At 40.3% G+C, this 16,839-nt stretch carries 17 protein-coding genes and 1 rRNA gene; 3 read left to right on the top strand and 15 right to left on the bottom strand.

The features are described from left to right. Positions 1-253: 253 nt before the first annotated feature. Positions 254-544 carry a hypothetical protein gene (locus tag MK805_RS16960; protein ID WP_240877102.1) on the bottom strand — a complete coding sequence of 97 codons (291 nt, stop codon included), beginning with the start codon at positions 542-544 and terminating at the stop codon, positions 254-256. Positions 545-743: 199 nt separating this feature from the next. After that, on the bottom strand, positions 744-1,343 hold the full coding sequence (locus MK805_RS16965) for a TetR/AcrR family transcriptional regulator (protein ID WP_240877103.1): 600 nt from the start codon (positions 1,341-1,343) through the stop codon (positions 744-746). A 166-nt stretch (positions 1,344-1,509) separates the two neighbouring features. Here MK805_RS16965 and MK805_RS16970 point away from each other — a divergent pair, with 166 nt between their 5' ends. Both MK805_RS16970 and MK805_RS16975 read left to right on the top strand, forming a co-directional pair. Continuing rightward, positions 1,510-2,394 carry an NAD(P)H-binding protein gene (locus tag MK805_RS16970; RefSeq protein WP_240877104.1) on the top strand — a complete coding sequence of 295 codons (885 nt, stop codon included), beginning with the start codon at positions 1,510-1,512 and terminating at the stop codon, positions 2,392-2,394. Positions 2,395-2,520: 126 nt separating this feature from the next. Next, positions 2,521-2,865, top strand: a complete 345-nt coding sequence (locus MK805_RS16975; RefSeq protein WP_240877105.1) for a hypothetical protein — start codon at positions 2,521-2,523, stop codon at positions 2,863-2,865. A gap of 55 nt (positions 2,866-2,920) precedes the next feature. On the opposite strand, the gene purD is transcribed toward MK805_RS16975, so the two are convergent. From purD to purE, 12 genes are read right to left on the bottom strand one after another with little or no spacing between them, the layout of a single operon-like run. Further along, entirely contained in the window at positions 2,921-4,183 is a 1,263-nt protein-coding gene (gene purD, locus MK805_RS16980) for a phosphoribosylamine--glycine ligase (protein WP_240877106.1), read from the bottom strand. A gap of 12 nt (positions 4,184-4,195) precedes the next feature. Continuing rightward, positions 4,196-5,740, bottom strand: a complete 1,545-nt coding sequence (gene purH, locus MK805_RS16985) for a bifunctional phosphoribosylaminoimidazolecarboxamide formyltransferase/IMP cyclohydrolase (protein ID WP_240877107.1) — start codon at positions 5,738-5,740, stop codon at positions 4,196-4,198. Beyond that, the gene (gene purN / locus MK805_RS16990; protein ID WP_240877108.1) at positions 5,733-6,311 is read right to left on the bottom strand and encodes a phosphoribosylglycinamide formyltransferase; all 579 of its coding nucleotides are present in this window, start codon (positions 6,309-6,311) and stop codon (positions 5,733-5,735) included. Before purN ends, purH begins: the two co-directional genes overlap by 8 nt. After that, entirely contained in the window at positions 6,308-7,315 is a 1,008-nt protein-coding gene (purM, locus tag MK805_RS16995; RefSeq protein WP_240877109.1) for a phosphoribosylformylglycinamidine cyclo-ligase, read from the bottom strand. Before purM ends, purN begins: the two co-directional genes overlap by 4 nt. Then, complete coding sequence (gene purF / locus MK805_RS17000; RefSeq protein ID WP_240877110.1) at positions 7,312-8,739, bottom strand: amidophosphoribosyltransferase; 1,428 nt, start codon at positions 8,737-8,739, stop codon at positions 7,312-7,314. The genes purM and purF overlap by 4 nt, the downstream gene beginning before the upstream one ends. Further along, positions 8,703-10,949, bottom strand: a complete 2,247-nt coding sequence (gene purL, locus MK805_RS17005) for a phosphoribosylformylglycinamidine synthase subunit PurL (RefSeq protein ID WP_240877111.1) — start codon at positions 10,947-10,949, stop codon at positions 8,703-8,705. The genes purF and purL overlap by 37 nt, the downstream gene beginning before the upstream one ends. Then, positions 10,946-11,623 carry a phosphoribosylformylglycinamidine synthase subunit PurQ gene (gene purQ, locus MK805_RS17010; protein WP_240877112.1) on the bottom strand — a complete coding sequence of 226 codons (678 nt, stop codon included), beginning with the start codon at positions 11,621-11,623 and terminating at the stop codon, positions 10,946-10,948. The genes purL and purQ overlap by 4 nt, the downstream gene beginning before the upstream one ends. A gap of 2 nt (positions 11,624-11,625) precedes the next feature. Then, positions 11,626-11,874 carry a phosphoribosylformylglycinamidine synthase subunit PurS gene (purS, locus tag MK805_RS17015; protein ID WP_240877113.1) on the bottom strand — a complete coding sequence of 83 codons (249 nt, stop codon included), beginning with the start codon at positions 11,872-11,874 and terminating at the stop codon, positions 11,626-11,628. Between the two features lies 1 nt (position 11,875). Further along, positions 11,876-12,583, bottom strand: a complete 708-nt coding sequence (gene purC, locus MK805_RS17020) for a phosphoribosylaminoimidazolesuccinocarboxamide synthase (protein WP_240877114.1) — start codon at positions 12,581-12,583, stop codon at positions 11,876-11,878. Positions 12,584-12,592: 9 nt separating this feature from the next. Continuing rightward, positions 12,593-13,885: an adenylosuccinate lyase gene (gene purB, locus MK805_RS17025; RefSeq protein ID WP_240877115.1), complete on the bottom strand. Its 1,293-nt coding sequence runs from the start codon at positions 13,883-13,885 to the stop codon at positions 12,593-12,595. A gap of 15 nt (positions 13,886-13,900) precedes the next feature. Further along, positions 13,901-15,067 carry a 5-(carboxyamino)imidazole ribonucleotide synthase gene (gene purK / locus MK805_RS17030; protein WP_240877116.1) on the bottom strand — a complete coding sequence of 389 codons (1,167 nt, stop codon included), beginning with the start codon at positions 15,065-15,067 and terminating at the stop codon, positions 13,901-13,903. Next, positions 15,064-15,546, bottom strand: a complete 483-nt coding sequence (purE, locus tag MK805_RS17035) for a 5-(carboxyamino)imidazole ribonucleotide mutase (RefSeq protein WP_240877117.1) — start codon at positions 15,544-15,546, stop codon at positions 15,064-15,066. Before purE ends, purK begins: the two co-directional genes overlap by 4 nt. A gap of 381 nt (positions 15,547-15,927) precedes the next feature. Here purE and MK805_RS17040 point away from each other — a divergent pair, with 381 nt between their 5' ends. Further along, positions 15,928-16,269, top strand: a complete 342-nt coding sequence (locus MK805_RS17040) for an efflux RND transporter permease subunit (RefSeq protein ID WP_240877118.1) — start codon at positions 15,928-15,930, stop codon at positions 16,267-16,269. A 379-nt stretch (positions 16,270-16,648) separates the two neighbouring features. Here MK805_RS17040 and rrf read toward each other — a convergent pair. Further along, a 5S ribosomal RNA gene (gene rrf / locus MK805_RS17045) occupies positions 16,649-16,765 on the bottom strand. Between the last annotated feature and the right edge of the window lie 74 nt (positions 16,766-16,839).

Raw genomic sequence — 16,839 nt, forward strand, 5'->3', positions numbered from 1 at the left:
TTTAACCTCCTGTCCCGCTTTGGTTTTTCTATGTTGGAATGAACCCATTATGAAGGAGGTTATGCTGTGCTTAACCACCTTTTTTTCATTTCCGTCTCTTTTCCTCAAAAATACCCCTTCTCATAATCCAGTCTAATCTCTCCTAACCTGAACCACGCTTATAACGTAATTATTATTTACGCAAAAATAAAAAAGCCAAAGAAAAACGGCTATTGAATAGCTAATTCCTTTGGCCTAGATAAGGATATGAATTTTACTTTTGTTCTTTATCTTTCTGTACATTGTAATAGTTGACAGAGTACATAGCCCCTTCGGAAACCATGTTATTGTCTCCATGATCATGTGGATGTGGATGTCCTATCTTTGTCTTTAGAGCAGGATCATGCTTATTTTTGTCATTCAAAGAAACTTTCACTTTATTCCATGCATTTTTCATTTGATCAAGAACCCGTTTTCGTCTGTTCTTATTTGTTAGTAGATAAGTAGTCAAACCAACAGTAGTAAGAGTGAATGTTGTGAAAACAGTTTTTTTAGTAACGTCCATTGTATTCCCTCCATTTGTGTCTGCACTTTATTTACTAACGGCCTTTCTATGACTTTATCTTTTTTTCTTATTAGAACCAAATTGCTTTCTGCTCACTCTCTCTAGATAATATCCTCTAACCGCTTAAGAAGCTGAATCAAGTAGATTTCCTAAAAAATTGCTAAACTTTTCTGTCTCATCCTTCCCATTCTGATTTCATTCAAAAACCAGTTGTATGAAAAAGACCAAGACGCATGCGCATCGACATTAACGCTATTTCTCTGGGTGAATAGACCATATCAGTCTCAAACCAGTGCTGAAGAAGACCTAAATTAGCAGAGACTATATAACTAATAAAAAAATCTTCAGGAATTGGCAGCTGAGCTTCATTCTTTTTAAACAGAGCATAGTTTTTTTGAAATAACTCTTTCATGATTGCTTTTATTTCCACCAAAAAAGAAGGATCCCCATTTGGACCTAATATCGTTCTGAAAAACGCAGCATGTTCTGCATAGTATTCATACATTCGAAGTGCTTGAGGATGGGGCTCTTTCAGCCAATTTTGCTGCTGGAAATCTTGTGGATTCACATCTGAAGCTATTTCACGTATACCTTTGAGCATTTCAGCTTTGCTTTGATCAAACAGGTCATATATGTCTTGATAATGCAAGTAAAATGTTCCTCGATATAATCCTGCTCTTTTTGTCAGTTCTTGAACGGTTATTTTTTCGAACCCTTTTTCTTGAATTAGCTCCATCAATGCATTCCGAAGCATTTCTCGGGTACGGGTAATTCTTGGGTCTATCCTCTTTGTTGTCATATCTGTTCCCTCTTAAATAAAATACTATCTTTTCTACACTTTTCTCAAATGATGATCATTAATAAACAGAACCGCATTTATTGATCATTGCATTTTCTTTCCTCCTCCCATCATAATAAACACAACGTCTATTATCAACATAGTGTTTATTAGGAGGATATAAACAATGACCAATGTTAACTCATCTGAGAAAAAATCAATCTTAGTAACAGGAGCAACAGGCAATGTAGGACGGGAAATCATATCTCAATTACACCAACAGAATATCTTCGTACGAGCAATAACTCGTAATCCACAATTAGCGAACTTCCCAATGGGAACTGAAATTTTATATGGAGATTTATCACAGCCCGAAGAGAGCTATTTTGATAACATAGATGTAATGTACCTGATGTGGCCATTTCATACATCAGAAGCAGCTCCTCTGATTGTAGAAATGGCTAAAAAAAAGCATATCAGACGGATTGTTTTTCTTTCATCTGGAGCTGTAAAAGATGACCTTTCTCCTGAACAATACACAGAACCAATTGGCCGCTCGCATTCTGAAGTAGAACAGTTAATTGAACAATCTGGGTTAGAATATACTTTTTTGCGGCCAAGCACTTTTGCCGTCAATACAATCTGGTGGGCGGATCAAATACGTAAAGGGGATATAGTGAAAGGAGCATACGGAACAGTTTGTATGAATCTAATCCATGAAGCAGACATTGCTGCTGTAGCTGTACAAGCACTTACTTCAAATAAACACAACAAAGCAAGATATGTCCTCACAGGCCCCGAAACACTATCCCAGAAAGAGCAAGTGCATATTATCGGGAAAGCACTAAATCGGCCGCTAGAATGGATAGAATTGTCTCATCAAGAAGCACAAAAATACTTACTTGCTGACGATAGTTTTCCTAGCTCTTTTGTGGATATTTTGCTTAATGGATACGCCAAAATGCTAACGACACCTAAACCAATCATAACTTCTACTGTTCAAGAGATAACAGGAAGAGACGCCCGAACTTTTTATCAATGGGTGCTCGACCATATCGATGAATTTCATTAATTAATCGGTATACAAACATAATCGTGTACATTTTTCATGTAAGCATAAACATTGCTCACTTTTGTGTTATTCTAAAGTAGAATTCTTCTCATATTGAATTATTTTTACAGAAAGAAGTGAATTCACTTGGGCTATACGCCACTATTATTTGTTCTCATTGTTACTATTTTTCTCATTTGGACACGTGTAAAAGATAAATCCAAAGCATCCACGATTCTTGCAATCCTCTCATTTGTTCTAATCTTCATTTATGTAGGTTTTTCCATTTACATCCTTTCTGTTTTAGAACCACAGTTATATGGCTATGTGTCATTATTCACGATTCCTTGTGGTCCCATATTGATCATTGTCGGTTTATTAGCCTTCCTGAGAGATAGGAAAAACACGTGGGGTCAAGTCAGTCTTATGGTCAGTATATGTATTCCAGTTCTTGTGTTCTTGATCGGTTTTGCCTATGATTCTCAAAATTGAGTGTCTACAAATTAATAAAAATAAGAGGTTACCAATTCGGCAACCTCTGAAATGTCTATAAAATTGCTTTTGCTGCAATATCTTTGCGATAATGCGCGCCTTCAAAACGAATTTTTTCTACCGTTTCATAAGCTCGCTTTTGACTCTCTTGAATCGTACTTCCAAGTGCTGTAACTCCCAGTACTCTTCCTCCAGCAGTTACTGCTTTCCCATCTTGTTCCTTCGTACCTGCATGAATCACAATCGTATGACTGTCTATTTGCTCTGGAAATGTGATTTCTAAACCACTTGGGTAGCTGCCTGGATAACCTGGAGATGTCATCACTACACAGACTGCTGCTTGATCACTCCACTCTATTTTCAGCTCACCCAAACGACCTTCGATAACAGCTAGGAAAACATCCACTAAATCTGTCTTTAGTCTTGGAAGTACTACTTGTGTTTCCGGATCACCAAACCTAGCGTTAAATTCAATAACTTTTGGCCCTTCATCTGTAATCATCAGTCCGGCATACAGTACACCTTTATAGACAATTCCTTCTTGATGAAATGCATCTACCATAGGGTAGATGATCGTATCAATTGCTTGCTGAACAATCTCATCTGCTATTTGTGGGACAGGGGAATAGGTTCCCATACCACCTGTATTTGGACCTTTATCTCCATCAAACACAGGCTTATGATCTTGGGAAATAACCATAGGTATGGCGGTAGTTCCATCGACAAAAGCCATCAAGGAAATCTCTTGGCCTGTCAGATACTCTTCAATCACGACTTGGTCTCCAGCATCTCCGAATACTTTTTCGTCCATTGCTTCTACAATGGCTTGTTCAGCTTCTGCTAAGGTTTGTGCCACAACAACGCCTTTACCAGCAGCTAAACCATCTGCTTTGATAACAATAGGAGCTCCTTCTTGCCGAACATATGCTAATGCTTCATTACTATTTGTAAACACTTGATACTTTGCTGTTGGAATGGCATATTTTTGCATCATTTCTTTTGCAAATGTTTTACTTCCTTCAATAATCGCAGCTGCTTTTCTTGGCCCAAAAATAGGAAGGTTGAGCAATTCAAATTGATCTACGATCCCCTCTATCAAAGGGACTTCCGGTCCTACTATCGTGAGATCAATCGCGTTTGCAATGGCAAACTCAGCTAATCTTTCTTGTTCCGATACCCCAATCGCCACATTTTCTGCAAGTATTGCAGTACCCGCGTTTCCAGGTGCACAGTATATTTGCGAAACACGCTTGCTTTGGGCTAATTTAGTAACAATCGCATGTTCACGTCCACCATTGCCAATTACCAATACACGCATGCCTTTTCCTCCCTAGTGTTTAAAATGGCGTACTCCCGTAAATACCATCGTGATTCCATATTTATTGGCTACTTCAATCGACTCTGAATCACGAATGGACCCGCCTGGCTGAATGATGGCTCGAATTCCAGCTTCAGCCGCTTTTTCGAGAGTATCCGACATAGGAAAGAAAGCATCGGAGGCTAATACTGCACCTTTTGTGGTTTCACCTGCTTGGCGAATCGCAATCTCAGCTGCTCCTACGCGATTCATTTGTCCAGCTCCAACTCCGATAGTACGATTATCTTTTGTCAATACGATGGCATTGGATTTAACATGTTTGACTACTTTCCATGCAAATAATAGCTCATCCCATTCGGCATCGGTTGGTTTTCGATCCGTCGCTACGGTACACATTTCCCGGGTAATTTGCTTACTATCCTGTTCTTGTATAAGAATACCACCATCAATGGAGGTCGTTTTCCATACTGTTTCTTTCTTATCAGTTGAAAACGGAAGTTCCAATAGGCGTAAATTTTTCTTCTCACTAAGGATTTGTTGGGCTTCTTCACTAAAGCTTGGAGCAATAATGATCTCTAAAAATATTTCTTTCATCTTAGAAGCTGTCTCAGCATCAATGGGACGGTTTGCAGCGATAATACCTCCATAAATGGATACTGGATCGGCTTCGTAAGTACGCTCATATGCTTCAAAGATCGTTTCCCCAATGGCAACACCGCAAGGATTCATATGTTTTACGGCTACTACTGCTGGTTCGGTAAATTCTTTGACAATTTCTAAAGCTGCATTCGCGTCTTGGATGTTATTGTAGGAGAGTTCTTTTCCTTGTAATTGTTTTGCAGAAACCAACTGGTTGGATGTTGCAAGTGCATTTTTATAATAAGCGGCTTTTTGGTGTGGATTTTCCCCATATCTCAGAGTACTTACTTTTTCATAAGAAAGAGTTAATTGATCTGGAAGTGTTTCGTCCACTTCTCCTGTCAAATAATTTGCGATGAGAGAGTCATATGCTGCTGTGTGACGAAAAGTTTTTGCAGCTAGACGTTTTCTTGTGGCAATGGTGGTGTTACCTTCTGCAGCAAGTTCATCTAGTACAACGGCATAGTCAGCAGGATCAACTAAAACCGTAACATCACGATGGTTTTTAGCGGCCGAACGCAACATCGAAGGTCCACCGATATCGATGTTTTCAATCGCCTCTTCGTAGGTAAATCCTTCTTTGCTAATAGTTGCTTTAAAGGGATATAGATTGACAACTACAAGGTCGATAAACTCAATTCCATTATCTTGACATGCTTGTTGATGAGATTGTTTGTCACGAACAGCAAGTAATCCACCATGTACTTTTGGGTGGAGTGTTTTTACTCTGCCATCTAAAATTTCCGGAAATCCTGTGACTTCGGATATCTGTGTTACTGGCAATCCTTCTTGGCTGAGAAGTTGAAAAGTACCGCCAGTAGAAATAATTTGAACATCCTGTTCTACTAGTTTTTTGGATAATTCCACAATCCCTGTTTTATCTGAAACGCTAATAAGCGCACGACGCACTTTAGACATTTTTCATCCTCCCTGTGACAAGCTGTTTGACTACTTCTGGATACAACTGGTGTTCTACAGCTTGAATTTTTTGTGTATATGTCGTGAGTGTATCATTTTCTTCTATTGCAACAGGTACCTGAGCGATGATAGGCCCTGTATCCATTCCTTCATCCACAAAATGCACGGTAACTCCTGAAACTTTAACAGGGTATTCAAAAGCTTGTTCGATCGCATTTTTCCCAACAAATGCAGGCAATAGAGAAGGATGTATATTTACAATCCGACCTTTAAATTTCCCTAATAAGGTAGGGCCAATCAATCTCATGTAACCAGCGAGAATAATCCAATCAATCTTTTTCTCCTCTAATACTTCCAGTAACGCAGATTCATACGCTTCTTTATTTGGAAATGACTTAGGTGAGACCAAATAATGAGGTACATCTAATCGCTCTGCGCGATCCAATACTTTTGCACCTTCACGATCACTAATCAGCAAGGATACTGACATTGGCCAGTTATCCTTGCGAGATTGATTCACGATACTTTCAAAGTTAGACCCACTGCCTGAGGCGAAAACAGCAATACTCATTCCGATTTTTCACCCTTCCATCGGAACTTCTCGGTTCCTGAAACGATTTCACCAATTCGATCTACTGTTTCTCCTAGCTCTGAAGCTCGTATCATTACCTCTGCTGCTTGTTCTTTTGGAACACAGATAACCATCCCGATACCCATATTAAAAGTTCGGAACATATCTTCATCAGAGACATTACCAAAATGTTGAATACGACCAAAAATCTCAGGGACATCCCATGTATCAGCGTCAATTTCTGCTGTCAGCCCCTCTGCTAACATGCGGGGAACATTTTCTACAAGTCCTCCACCTGTAATATGAGCAGCGCCTTTTATCGTAAATTCTCGCATTAATGTCAATAATGTTTTTACATAAATTTTCGTGGGGGTTAACAATTCTTTAGCAAGCTCGAGATTCATGCCATCCGCAAATAAAACATGTCTTGCCAAAGAAAAACCATTGCTGTGTAATCCATTGGAAGCGAGTCCAATGAGGACATCTCCAGGCTCAATGGCAGACCCATCGATTAATTGATCTCGCTCTACAACACCAACACAAAATCCAGCGATATCATATTCTCCTTTGGCATACATACCCGGCATTTCCGCTGTCTCTCCACCTATTAACGAACAGCCCGCATCCACACAACCATCCGCTATCCCTTTGACAACTGCTTCTGCTTGAGCAGGCTGCAATTTACCTGTTGCCAAATAATCCAAAAAGAAGAGAGGCTCTGCACCTTGAACGACGAGGTCATTGACACACATCGCAACACAATCAATCCCAATTGAGTCATGTAAGTCTGTGGCAAAAGCTAACTTTAATTTTGTTCCTACTCCATCTGTAGCTGATACTAGAACAGGGTTCTCATACTTGCCAAGGGCAAAAGCACCACCAAACCCTCCAATATCACCCAATACCTCTGGGCGATAGGTCCTTTTGACATGAGCTCGAATGCGTTCCACTGTTTCGTTTCCTGCATCGATATCTACACCAGCTTGTTTGTATGCTTCACTCATACCTTTTCCTCCACCTCAAGTGCGTCATATAGCTTTGTAGGGTATTCTCCAGTAAAACAAGCTAGGCAATGTCCTCGATTTTTTTCCTTGGATGGGCGGCCAATCGCCTCTATCATACCTTCCGCGCTGAGAAAAGCTAGAGAATCTGCATTGATCAGTTCACATATCTCATCGACAGTGTGATTGGAAGCGACGAGTTGATCTCGGTTAGCAGTATCAATCCCATAAAAGCAAGGATTTTTGACCGGCGGGGAACTGATACGAACATGGACTTCAACCGCCCCAGCTTCACGTAACAAGTTAACTATTCTGCGACTGGTTGTCCCACGAACAATCGAGTCATCTATCATAACCACACGTTTGCCTTCTACTACTTTTCGAACTGCACTCAGTTTCATCTTTACGCCTTGTTCCCGTAATTCTTGGCTTGGTTGGATAAAAGTGCGACCAACATAGCGGTTTTTGATTAATCCTAGTTCATAAGGAATACCAGTCGCTTCAGCAAAGCCAATGGCAGCGGATGTACTTGAATCAGGAACACCTGTGATCACATCAGCTTCGACAAATGCTTCTTTCGCTAACTGCCGTCCAAGTCTTTTCCGAGCGGTATGCACATTGATACCACTTATATCGCTATCTGGACGTGCAAAATAAATGTATTCAAAGGAACAGATGGATGTCTCTTTTGGCTCGGAAAAACGAGTTACTCGCATTTCGTTATTTTGGGTGGTGAGCACCAGTAATTCACCTGGTTCAATTTCTCGGATAAAAGCTGCTCCTACTGTATCAAAAGCACAAGTCTCAGACGCAAAGACATAGGAATCTCCCAATTTCCCAATTGCTAAAGGACGCAGAGCATGTGGGTCTTGCGCCACAAATAATTGATCATTGGTTAGAATCAGCAATGCATAAGCACCGACCAATTCATTTAACGTTTCTTTTACTGCTTCTTCCAGAGTATCTGCATTTGATCGGGCGATTAAATGAGCAATAGCTTCTGTATCTGTTGTAGTTTGAAAGATAGAGCCATTTGCCTCTAATTCTTTTCGAAGTTTATCTCCATTAACTAAGTTCCCATTTGTTGCAATCGCTATTTCTCCCTTGGCATAGTTAAACACCAAAGGCTGAACATTAGCTAATACACTTGATCCCGTAGTAGAATACCGGACATGTCCAATAGCAGTAGAACCGATTAACTGTGAAACATTCTCTGGGCTAAAGACTTCATTCACTAGGCCCATGTCGCGATGAACATGAAATTTTTCCCCATCTGACGTTACAATACCAGCACTCTCTTGTCCACGATGCTGCAATGCATGAAGTCCATAGTAGGTAAGCCTAGCTGCATCTGGATGACCTACTATCCCAAACACGCCACATTCTTCGTTTAATTCGTCGAAGTCGAAGATGCTGTCATCTTGCATGGTATCGCCTCTTCCCAAAGGTTGGTTAATTCTGATACGGAGCGATTGACTACGAGCTGATCATTCACATGAACTTCCAAAGTTTCTCCAGTTACTTCTCCAATAACTTGAGCTGGAACTTGGAATTGATTTATCACTTCTATTACTGCTTCTACTTTTTCTTGTGGTACAGACAATAAAATTCTTGATTGTGTTTCACTAAAGAGATATTGAGCAGCATCATGTTCTGTTTCCAGTCGTACCTTAGCACCTACATTTCCACTGATACATGATTCGGCAATCGCAAGTGCGATACCGCCTTCAGACACATCATGAGCTGACTGAACGAGCCCCTGGCGAATAACCGAAAGCACAGCTTGTTGCAATACTTTTTCTTTTTCACTATCCAATACTGGAGCACGACCTGAGATACTACCTGTATACGCTTGTTGTAACTCACTACCACCAAGCTCAATTGAAGTATCCCCTAATAACACCAAAACATCATTTGCTTGTTTGAATGCTTGGGTGGTAATATGTTCTCGTTTTTCGATCAAACCAACCATGCCAACAACTGGTGTTGGGTAAATCGGCTGGCCTTTGGTTTCGTTATATAAACTGACATTACCGCCGACAACAGGTGTTTGGAGAACCTCACACATTTCACTCATACCATCGATGGATTTCGATAGTTGCCAATACACTTCAGGCTTCTCAGGGCTGCCAAAGTTCAGGCAGTCCGTCATCCCTAGCGGCTGGGCCCCTGAACATACAATGTTACGCGCTGATTCTGCAACAGCGATACGTCCGCCATTTACTGGATCGAGATAAACATAACGGCCGTTTCCATCTGTACTCATGGCTAGTGCTTTGTCTGTACCGCGAACGACAACAACTGCTGCATCTGATCCAGGTCGAACCGCAGTGCTAGTGCGTACCATAAAATCGTATTGTTGGTATACGTACTTTTTGCTCGCCATATTTGGAGATTGCAAGATTTTCGTTAATGCTTCATTCGCGTCGATATTCACAAGGGCTTCTGCCGGGTTTACTGATTCATTTGCTACATAATAAGCTGGGACTTTTTCCTCTCTAACATACACAGGTGCATCATCGACCAATGTATTAACGGGGATTTCAGCTACTAACTTGCCATGTTGGAATAGCCGATATTGATTACCATCTGTTACTTCGCCAATCACTGCCGATTGTAAGCCCCATTTGTTACAAATTGCGATTACTTCTTCTTCCCGACCTTTCTCCACAACCAAAAGCATCCGTTCTTGGGACTCCGACAGCATGATTTCGTAGGAAGTCATTCCTGTTTCCCGCTGTGGAACAAGGTCCAAATTCAAGTCTAATCCTTGGCCCCCTTTTGCTGCCATTTCTGCACTAGAACAAGTAAGGCCAGCCGCACCCATATCTTGAATACCAAGAAGCATCTTCTTTTCTACCATTTCCAAACAAGCTTCCAAAAGTAGTTTTTCCATAAATGGATCACCTACTTGAACTGCGGATCGTTTTTCTTCTGACTCTTCGTTTAGTTCTTCCGAAGCAAAGGTAGCTCCATGAATTCCATCACGGCCAGTGCTCGCACCAACATAAATAACTGGGTTACCGGCACCTGTGGCAACGCCTTTTTGAAGATCTTTGTGATTGATGACCCCTACACACATTGCATTGACAAGCGGATTTCCATCATAAGCATTATCAAAAACGACTTCCCCGCCAACTGTTGGTATTCCAATACAATTTCCATAGTGAGCAATACCAGCTACTACATTGTCAAAAAGGTATCGAACTTGAGATGATTCCAACTCTCCAAAACGAAGGGAATTAAGAAGCGCAACTGGGCGAGCTCCCATAGAGAAAACATCACGAATAATTCCACCTACACCTGTTGCAGCTCCTTGGAATGGTTCTACCGCGGATGGATGGTTATGACTTTCAATTTTAAAGACAACTGCTTGCTCATCCCCAATATCAATTACCCCTGCACCTTCACCTGGTCCGAGCAAAATACGCGGGCCTGTTGTAGGAAACTTTTTTAAGAGGGGTTTAGAGTTTTTATAACTACAGTGTTCCGACCACATTACGCTGTAAATACCAATCTCAGTCCAATTAGGGAGACGCCCTAAGTGGCCTTTTACCTGTTCATATTCCTCTGAAGTTAAACCCATCTCTTTATATAACTGTTGGTCTCTAATTTGTTCAGCCGTTGGTTCGATCATTGTTGATTCTCCTTCCAGTAAGCTAGCATTGAAGTAAACAGACGTGCTCCATCTGGAGAACCCATCCAATCTACGATCGCTCTCTCTGGATGCGGCATCATTCCAAGAACATTACCTTTTTCATTTGTTATACCAGCGATGTTTGCTAAGGAACCATTTGGGTTTTGATCTGCATAACGAAACAAAATCTGTCCGTTTTCTTCTAATTTTTGCAAAGTATCCTCGTCACAAAAATAATTTCCCTCAGCATGTGCGATTGGTATTTGTACTGTTTCTCCCTGCTCGTAATGTCTAGTAAAAGCCGAATCTGCACGCTCTACCGTAATCGGCTCAAGCTCACAGCGGAATTGCAAGTGATCATTTCTCATCAATGCACCAGGAAGCAGCCCCGCTTCTGTTAAAATTTGAAATCCATTACAGATTCCTACTATGAGTTTCCCTGTTTCGGCCTCTTTTTTTACTGCTTCCATTACAGGAGAGAAAGTAGCTAAAGACCCACAGCGTAGATAATCTCCATACGAAAAACCACCAGGTAAAAATATCGCATCATATGAGGATAAATCTGATTCATGGTGCCAAACAGGATGGACTTCTTCTCCTAATACATCTTCGATCGCATGTACCAAATCCATATCACAGTTAGAACCCGGGAAGACCACGACAGCAGAACGCATGCTTACACCTCCTCAAGTTCAAAGCGGAAGTTTTCGATAACAGGATTGGAGAACAATTTTTCGCACATCGCGGTTACGGCGATTTCTGCTGCTTCTTTATTTTCAGCATCAAGAGATACTTCAAGGCGTTTTCCGATACGAACATCAGATACTTGGTTATAACCCATCGTGTGAAGAGAACCTTTTACGGCTACACCTTGTGGATCGAGAACACTTTCTTTTAACGTAACAAATATAGTCGCTTTATACATTTTATTGGCCTCCCAATCGTTTATTTATCTCTTGATATGCTTCTAAAACATTACCGAGGTTGCGACGAAAGCGATCCTTATCCAACTTGTCACCCGACTCTAAATCCCAAAACCGGCAAGTGTCAGGAGAAATTTCGTCTGCAAGCAGTACTTGTCCATCCTTGTCAAGTCCGAATTCCAATTTAAAATCAACTAAACGAATGCCGCGCTGCTCCATATGGGTGGATAAGATTTTATTAATTTCGAGAGCCTGTTCTTTCATTTGTGCAAGAATATCTTTGCTTGTAATCTCTAAGGCGTAAATGTGATCTTCTAAAATCAGGGGGTCACCTAGACTATCATCTTTATAATAAAATTCGACAATTGGGAAAGGCAGGGGTTTTCCTTCTTCTAAACCTAAACGTTTAGCGAAGCTGCCGGCAGTTACATTACGAACTACCACTTCTAACGGAATAATGGTCACCCTTTTTACCAATTGCTCCAACGTAGATAATTGTTCGAGAAAGTGACTTTGCACTTGATTTTCTGCTAGCAACTCAAAGAAATAACTCGTAATTTTATTGTTTAAAGCACCTTTTCCCTCTATAATTTCTTTTTTTTCCCCATTAAAAGCAGTTGCTGCATCTTTATACTGGACTAACAAAACATTTGGATCTTTGGTGGTGAACAGTTTTTTTGCTTTTCCTTCGTAAACAAGCTCTCCCATCATGTATTCCTCCTATAGTCCAAGCCGGTCAAAGATAAAGTCAACCCTGGCTAAATGATGTCGGTAATCAAAGCAATCTGCAATCTCTTCTAAATTTAGGTGCCTGCTTACAAATTCATCTTGTTCTACTAATCCACGGAAAGAAGTTTGTTCTTCCCAAGCTTGCATCGCCAAAGCTTGAACACGATCATATGCTTTTTCACGTGTTAAGCCTTTATTGATCAAAGCAAGCAATACTCGTTGTGAGTAAATAAGCCCAAAAGTACGATCCATGTTTCGCTTCATATTTTCTGGGAAAACACGTATGCCACTAATGATGTTCGTAAAACGGTTTAACATGTAGTTGAGCAAAATAGTTGCATCAGGCAGAATGACTCGTTCTACAGAGGAATGAGAAATATCTCTCTCATGCCAAAGCGGGACATTTTCATAGCTGGATACCATATGACCACGCACGACACGAGCAAGACCAGAAATATTTTCACAACCAATTGGATTGCGTTTATGAGGCATAGCTGAAGACCCTTTTTGGCCTTTTCCAAATGGCTCTTCCACTTCACGGGTTTCGCTTTTTTGCAGGGCACGAATTTCCGTAGCGAATTTATCCAGTGATGTTGCAATCAAAGCAAGTGTCGCCATATAGTTTGCGTGACGATCCCGTTGCAAAGTTTGGGTTGAGATTGGAGCAGCTTCTAATCCGAGGCGCTCACAAACAAACTTTTCAACAAATGGATCGATATTTGCATATGTTCCAACAGCACCAGAAATCTTTCCTACACGGACAGTTTCAATAGCTTGTACAAAACGCTCACGATTTCGCTTCATTTCTTCATACCAAAGTGCCATTTTAAGACCGAATGTGGTAGGTTCAGCATGTACACCATGAGTACGTCCCATCATCACGGTATATTTGTATTGCTTCGCTTGCTCTCCTAAAACTTCGATCAAACGATCTACATCTTTTAACAATATTTCATTGGCTTGCCGCAAGAGATAGGAGAGGGCTGTATCTACTACATCTGTAGATGTCAAGCCATAGTGCACCCATTTGGACTCTTGTCCCAGCGTTTCAGAAACTGCTCGAGTAAAAGCAACTACATCATGACGTGTTTCTTGTTCAATTTCTAAGATACGATCCACATCAAAACTAGCTTTCTTACGAATAAGTTCTACATCTTCTTTTGGAATAACACCGAGTTCAGCCCATGCTTCACAAGCTAGTATCTCTACTTCTAACCATGCTTGAAAACGATTTTGATCTGTCCAGATAGAAGACATTTCCTCACGTGCATAACGATTAATCAAGTGAATACCCCTTTTCTATTGAGTCCATATGGCTTTTTCTTCTGTTTCGGTAAGGGCTGGACATATCTTTAATTGATCCAACTGATCCAAACCTTGTTTTATGTCATCCGTCAATACGGTCACATGTCCCATTTTTCGACCAGTCTTTGCTTCTAGTTTTCCATACCAATGTGCTTTTATATTGCTAGGTAATTTGTCATAGGAGCGGAAAAATGCTTCTTTATGTTCCCCTAACACATTCATCATAATCGCAGAATGATATCGTGTTGGTTCAATTAGTGGTAAGCCTATAACAGCTCGTAACATTTGTTCAAACTGCGAGGGATTGCAAGCGTCATACGTATAATGACCAGAATTATGAGGACGTGGTGCTAATTCATTAATATAGAGATGTCCATCAACATGTAAAAACATCTCCACAGCTAGTAAACCTACTACTTGTAGATGTTCTGCAACCTGCTTTGCCAGCTCTACAGCCAACTGACTTGTTTCTTCTGCTATTGTAGCAGGAGCGATGGAAAGATGGAGAATATGATTTCGATGTAGATTAACAGCAGGTGGAAATGCCTTTACTCCCCCTGTCACACTTCTGGCAACAACAACGGAAATCTCCTTTAAGAATGGAATAAATTTTTCTAGAATAAATGTCCGAGCCGATACATCATTTTCAGCAAGCCATGCTGATACATCTTGCTTGGTGTGGAATGTCCACTGCCCTTTTCCGTCGTATCCACCAGTTACTGTTTTTAAAACAGCAGGTAATCCTATTTTATCGATTGCAGATAGCAGTTCGTCAGTTGAGGTGACTTTTGCATAAGGAGCAACAGGTACTCCTGCTTCTTCTATTGCCGCTTTCTCCATCAATCGATGACGGGTGACTTCTAAAAGTTTACTTCCTTGTGGTACTGATGTTTGTTGTTCCAAACGCTGAACTAATGTTGGATCAATATTTTCAAATTCATAAATGATAAGATCAGATAATGATGCCAATTTATCAACTGAATCCAAATCATCAAAGCCAGCTTTTACATGATAATCGGAAACTTGGACTCCTGGAGCATCCTCTGATGGATCTAACGTCGCAAAGCGATATCCCATCTTTCTGCCTTCGAGGATAATCATTCGACCAAGTTGTCCACCACCTAGTACCCCAATGGTTTGATTTGGTAACAAGATACTCATGAAAGTTCCCCCTCTAGAAGTACCTTTTGTCTTGTAGCTTGACGTCTTTTCTCTAATTTTTGCTGAAGTTTCTCATCTGTAATTCCTAATATTTGAGCAGCCAATAAACCTGCATTAGTCGCTCCAGCATTGCCAATGGCTACCGTTGCAACAGGAACTCCCCCGGGCATTTGCACGATTGATAATAAAGAATCAAGTCCATTCAGACTAGAAGATTTCACAGGTACTCCAATCACAGGTAAGATTGTTTTAGCAGCTACCATGCCAGGAAGATGAGCTGCTCCTCCAGCACCTGCAATAATTACCTTAATCCCGCGCTTAATTGCTGTTTCTGCATAAGAAAACATCTCATCTGGGGTGCGATGAGCAGAAACTACTTTCTTTTCATAGACAATCCCTAATTCATCTAATACATCACAAGCTAATTTCATTGTTGGCCAATCAGAAGTACTGCCCATTATCACTCCAACACGTACCATCGTCCGCCTCCATAAAAAAACCCAAACAGCGTATTCCAGAAGCAATGAGGTCGCTTCGCGAAATCCTATACTATTTAGGTAGTGTTAGCTTTATTCATAACATGTTTAGTGTACCAACCTTTGTAGAGCAAGTCAAACAAAAAAACGAACATCACAAGGTATCAAAACCTATAATGTTCGTAAAAACCATACTAGATGCTAAATGAAGACAGGGTATTAACTCAAAACTTTTATCTCGTTCGCTAATTAACACTACTATTCCTTTTTCTTAGGTTATTTATTAATAAAATAATTGTAAATAGTAAATTTTATATTGATTACTGGTTATATTTATTAAATAATAGAAGAAATTAGAGAAAATTGAAAAAGGGGTTTTGTGATTTGATTAAACAAGTTGTACATATTGCTGGCAATGAACTTGAAATGGATTTAATCGAATACATGGATTTCCTCGTGGAAGAAGTCATTCCTAAAATCCTACAACTCCCAGGCGTTATAAAGGCAGATGTAACAAAACTAACGCAAATGACCATTACCCCTGATGCAAAACAACTCGAAAGCCAAAATGTCTCTCTGCAAGCTCAAGTGTATTATGAAAACGAAGAAGCATATCAGTATGTAATCTCTAATGTGATAGATGAGGACTTGATGCAAATTTTATTAGATGGTACTAATTTTATTTCTTTGTATAGTGGTTACCAGTACTCTTTTCAAAAATATTAGTTTAAAGCAGGAGGAGTAGTTTCCTCCTCTTCTACTCGTATCACAAATTTACTCTAAACCTCAACAATACTGAATATTTTGGCTTCGTTTCTCATCTAAAAAATCTGATTCTTGTAGAACTAGCATTAGAAATTTATGAACCCCATTCTTCTCATCTTCCTCTCTTCTCTTGTAATTATTTTGGTATTATTCATCTTTATTTTGGAACCGATATGATAAATAAAAAGAGTATGGCATTTCAGCTGGGTAGGTACGCTGATTGAAGAGTGTCTTTCACAGAAACAAGTACTCCCAGTAAAAACCTTTTTTATTAGTACTTTAGAAAAATATTTGATACATATCAAAAAAACCTACCGTTTTTGGTAGGTTTTTGTGTGTTGCCTGGCGACTACTTACTCTCCCAGGACCCTGCGGTCCAAGTACCATCAGCGTAAGAGGGCTTAACGGTCGTGTTCGGGATGGGAACGAGTGGAACCCCTCTGCTATGATCACCAGACGTATTGTGTTGTAGAAAGTGACTCGCACTTTCAAAATCAGATAGGAAAAGATGATGTTGCAGTAGGAGAAGCC

Origin of the sequence: Shimazuella soli (assembly GCF_022511585.1) — a bacterium.
Taxonomy (GTDB): domain Bacteria; phylum Bacillota; class Bacilli; order Thermoactinomycetales; family Thermoactinomycetaceae; genus Shimazuella; species Shimazuella soli.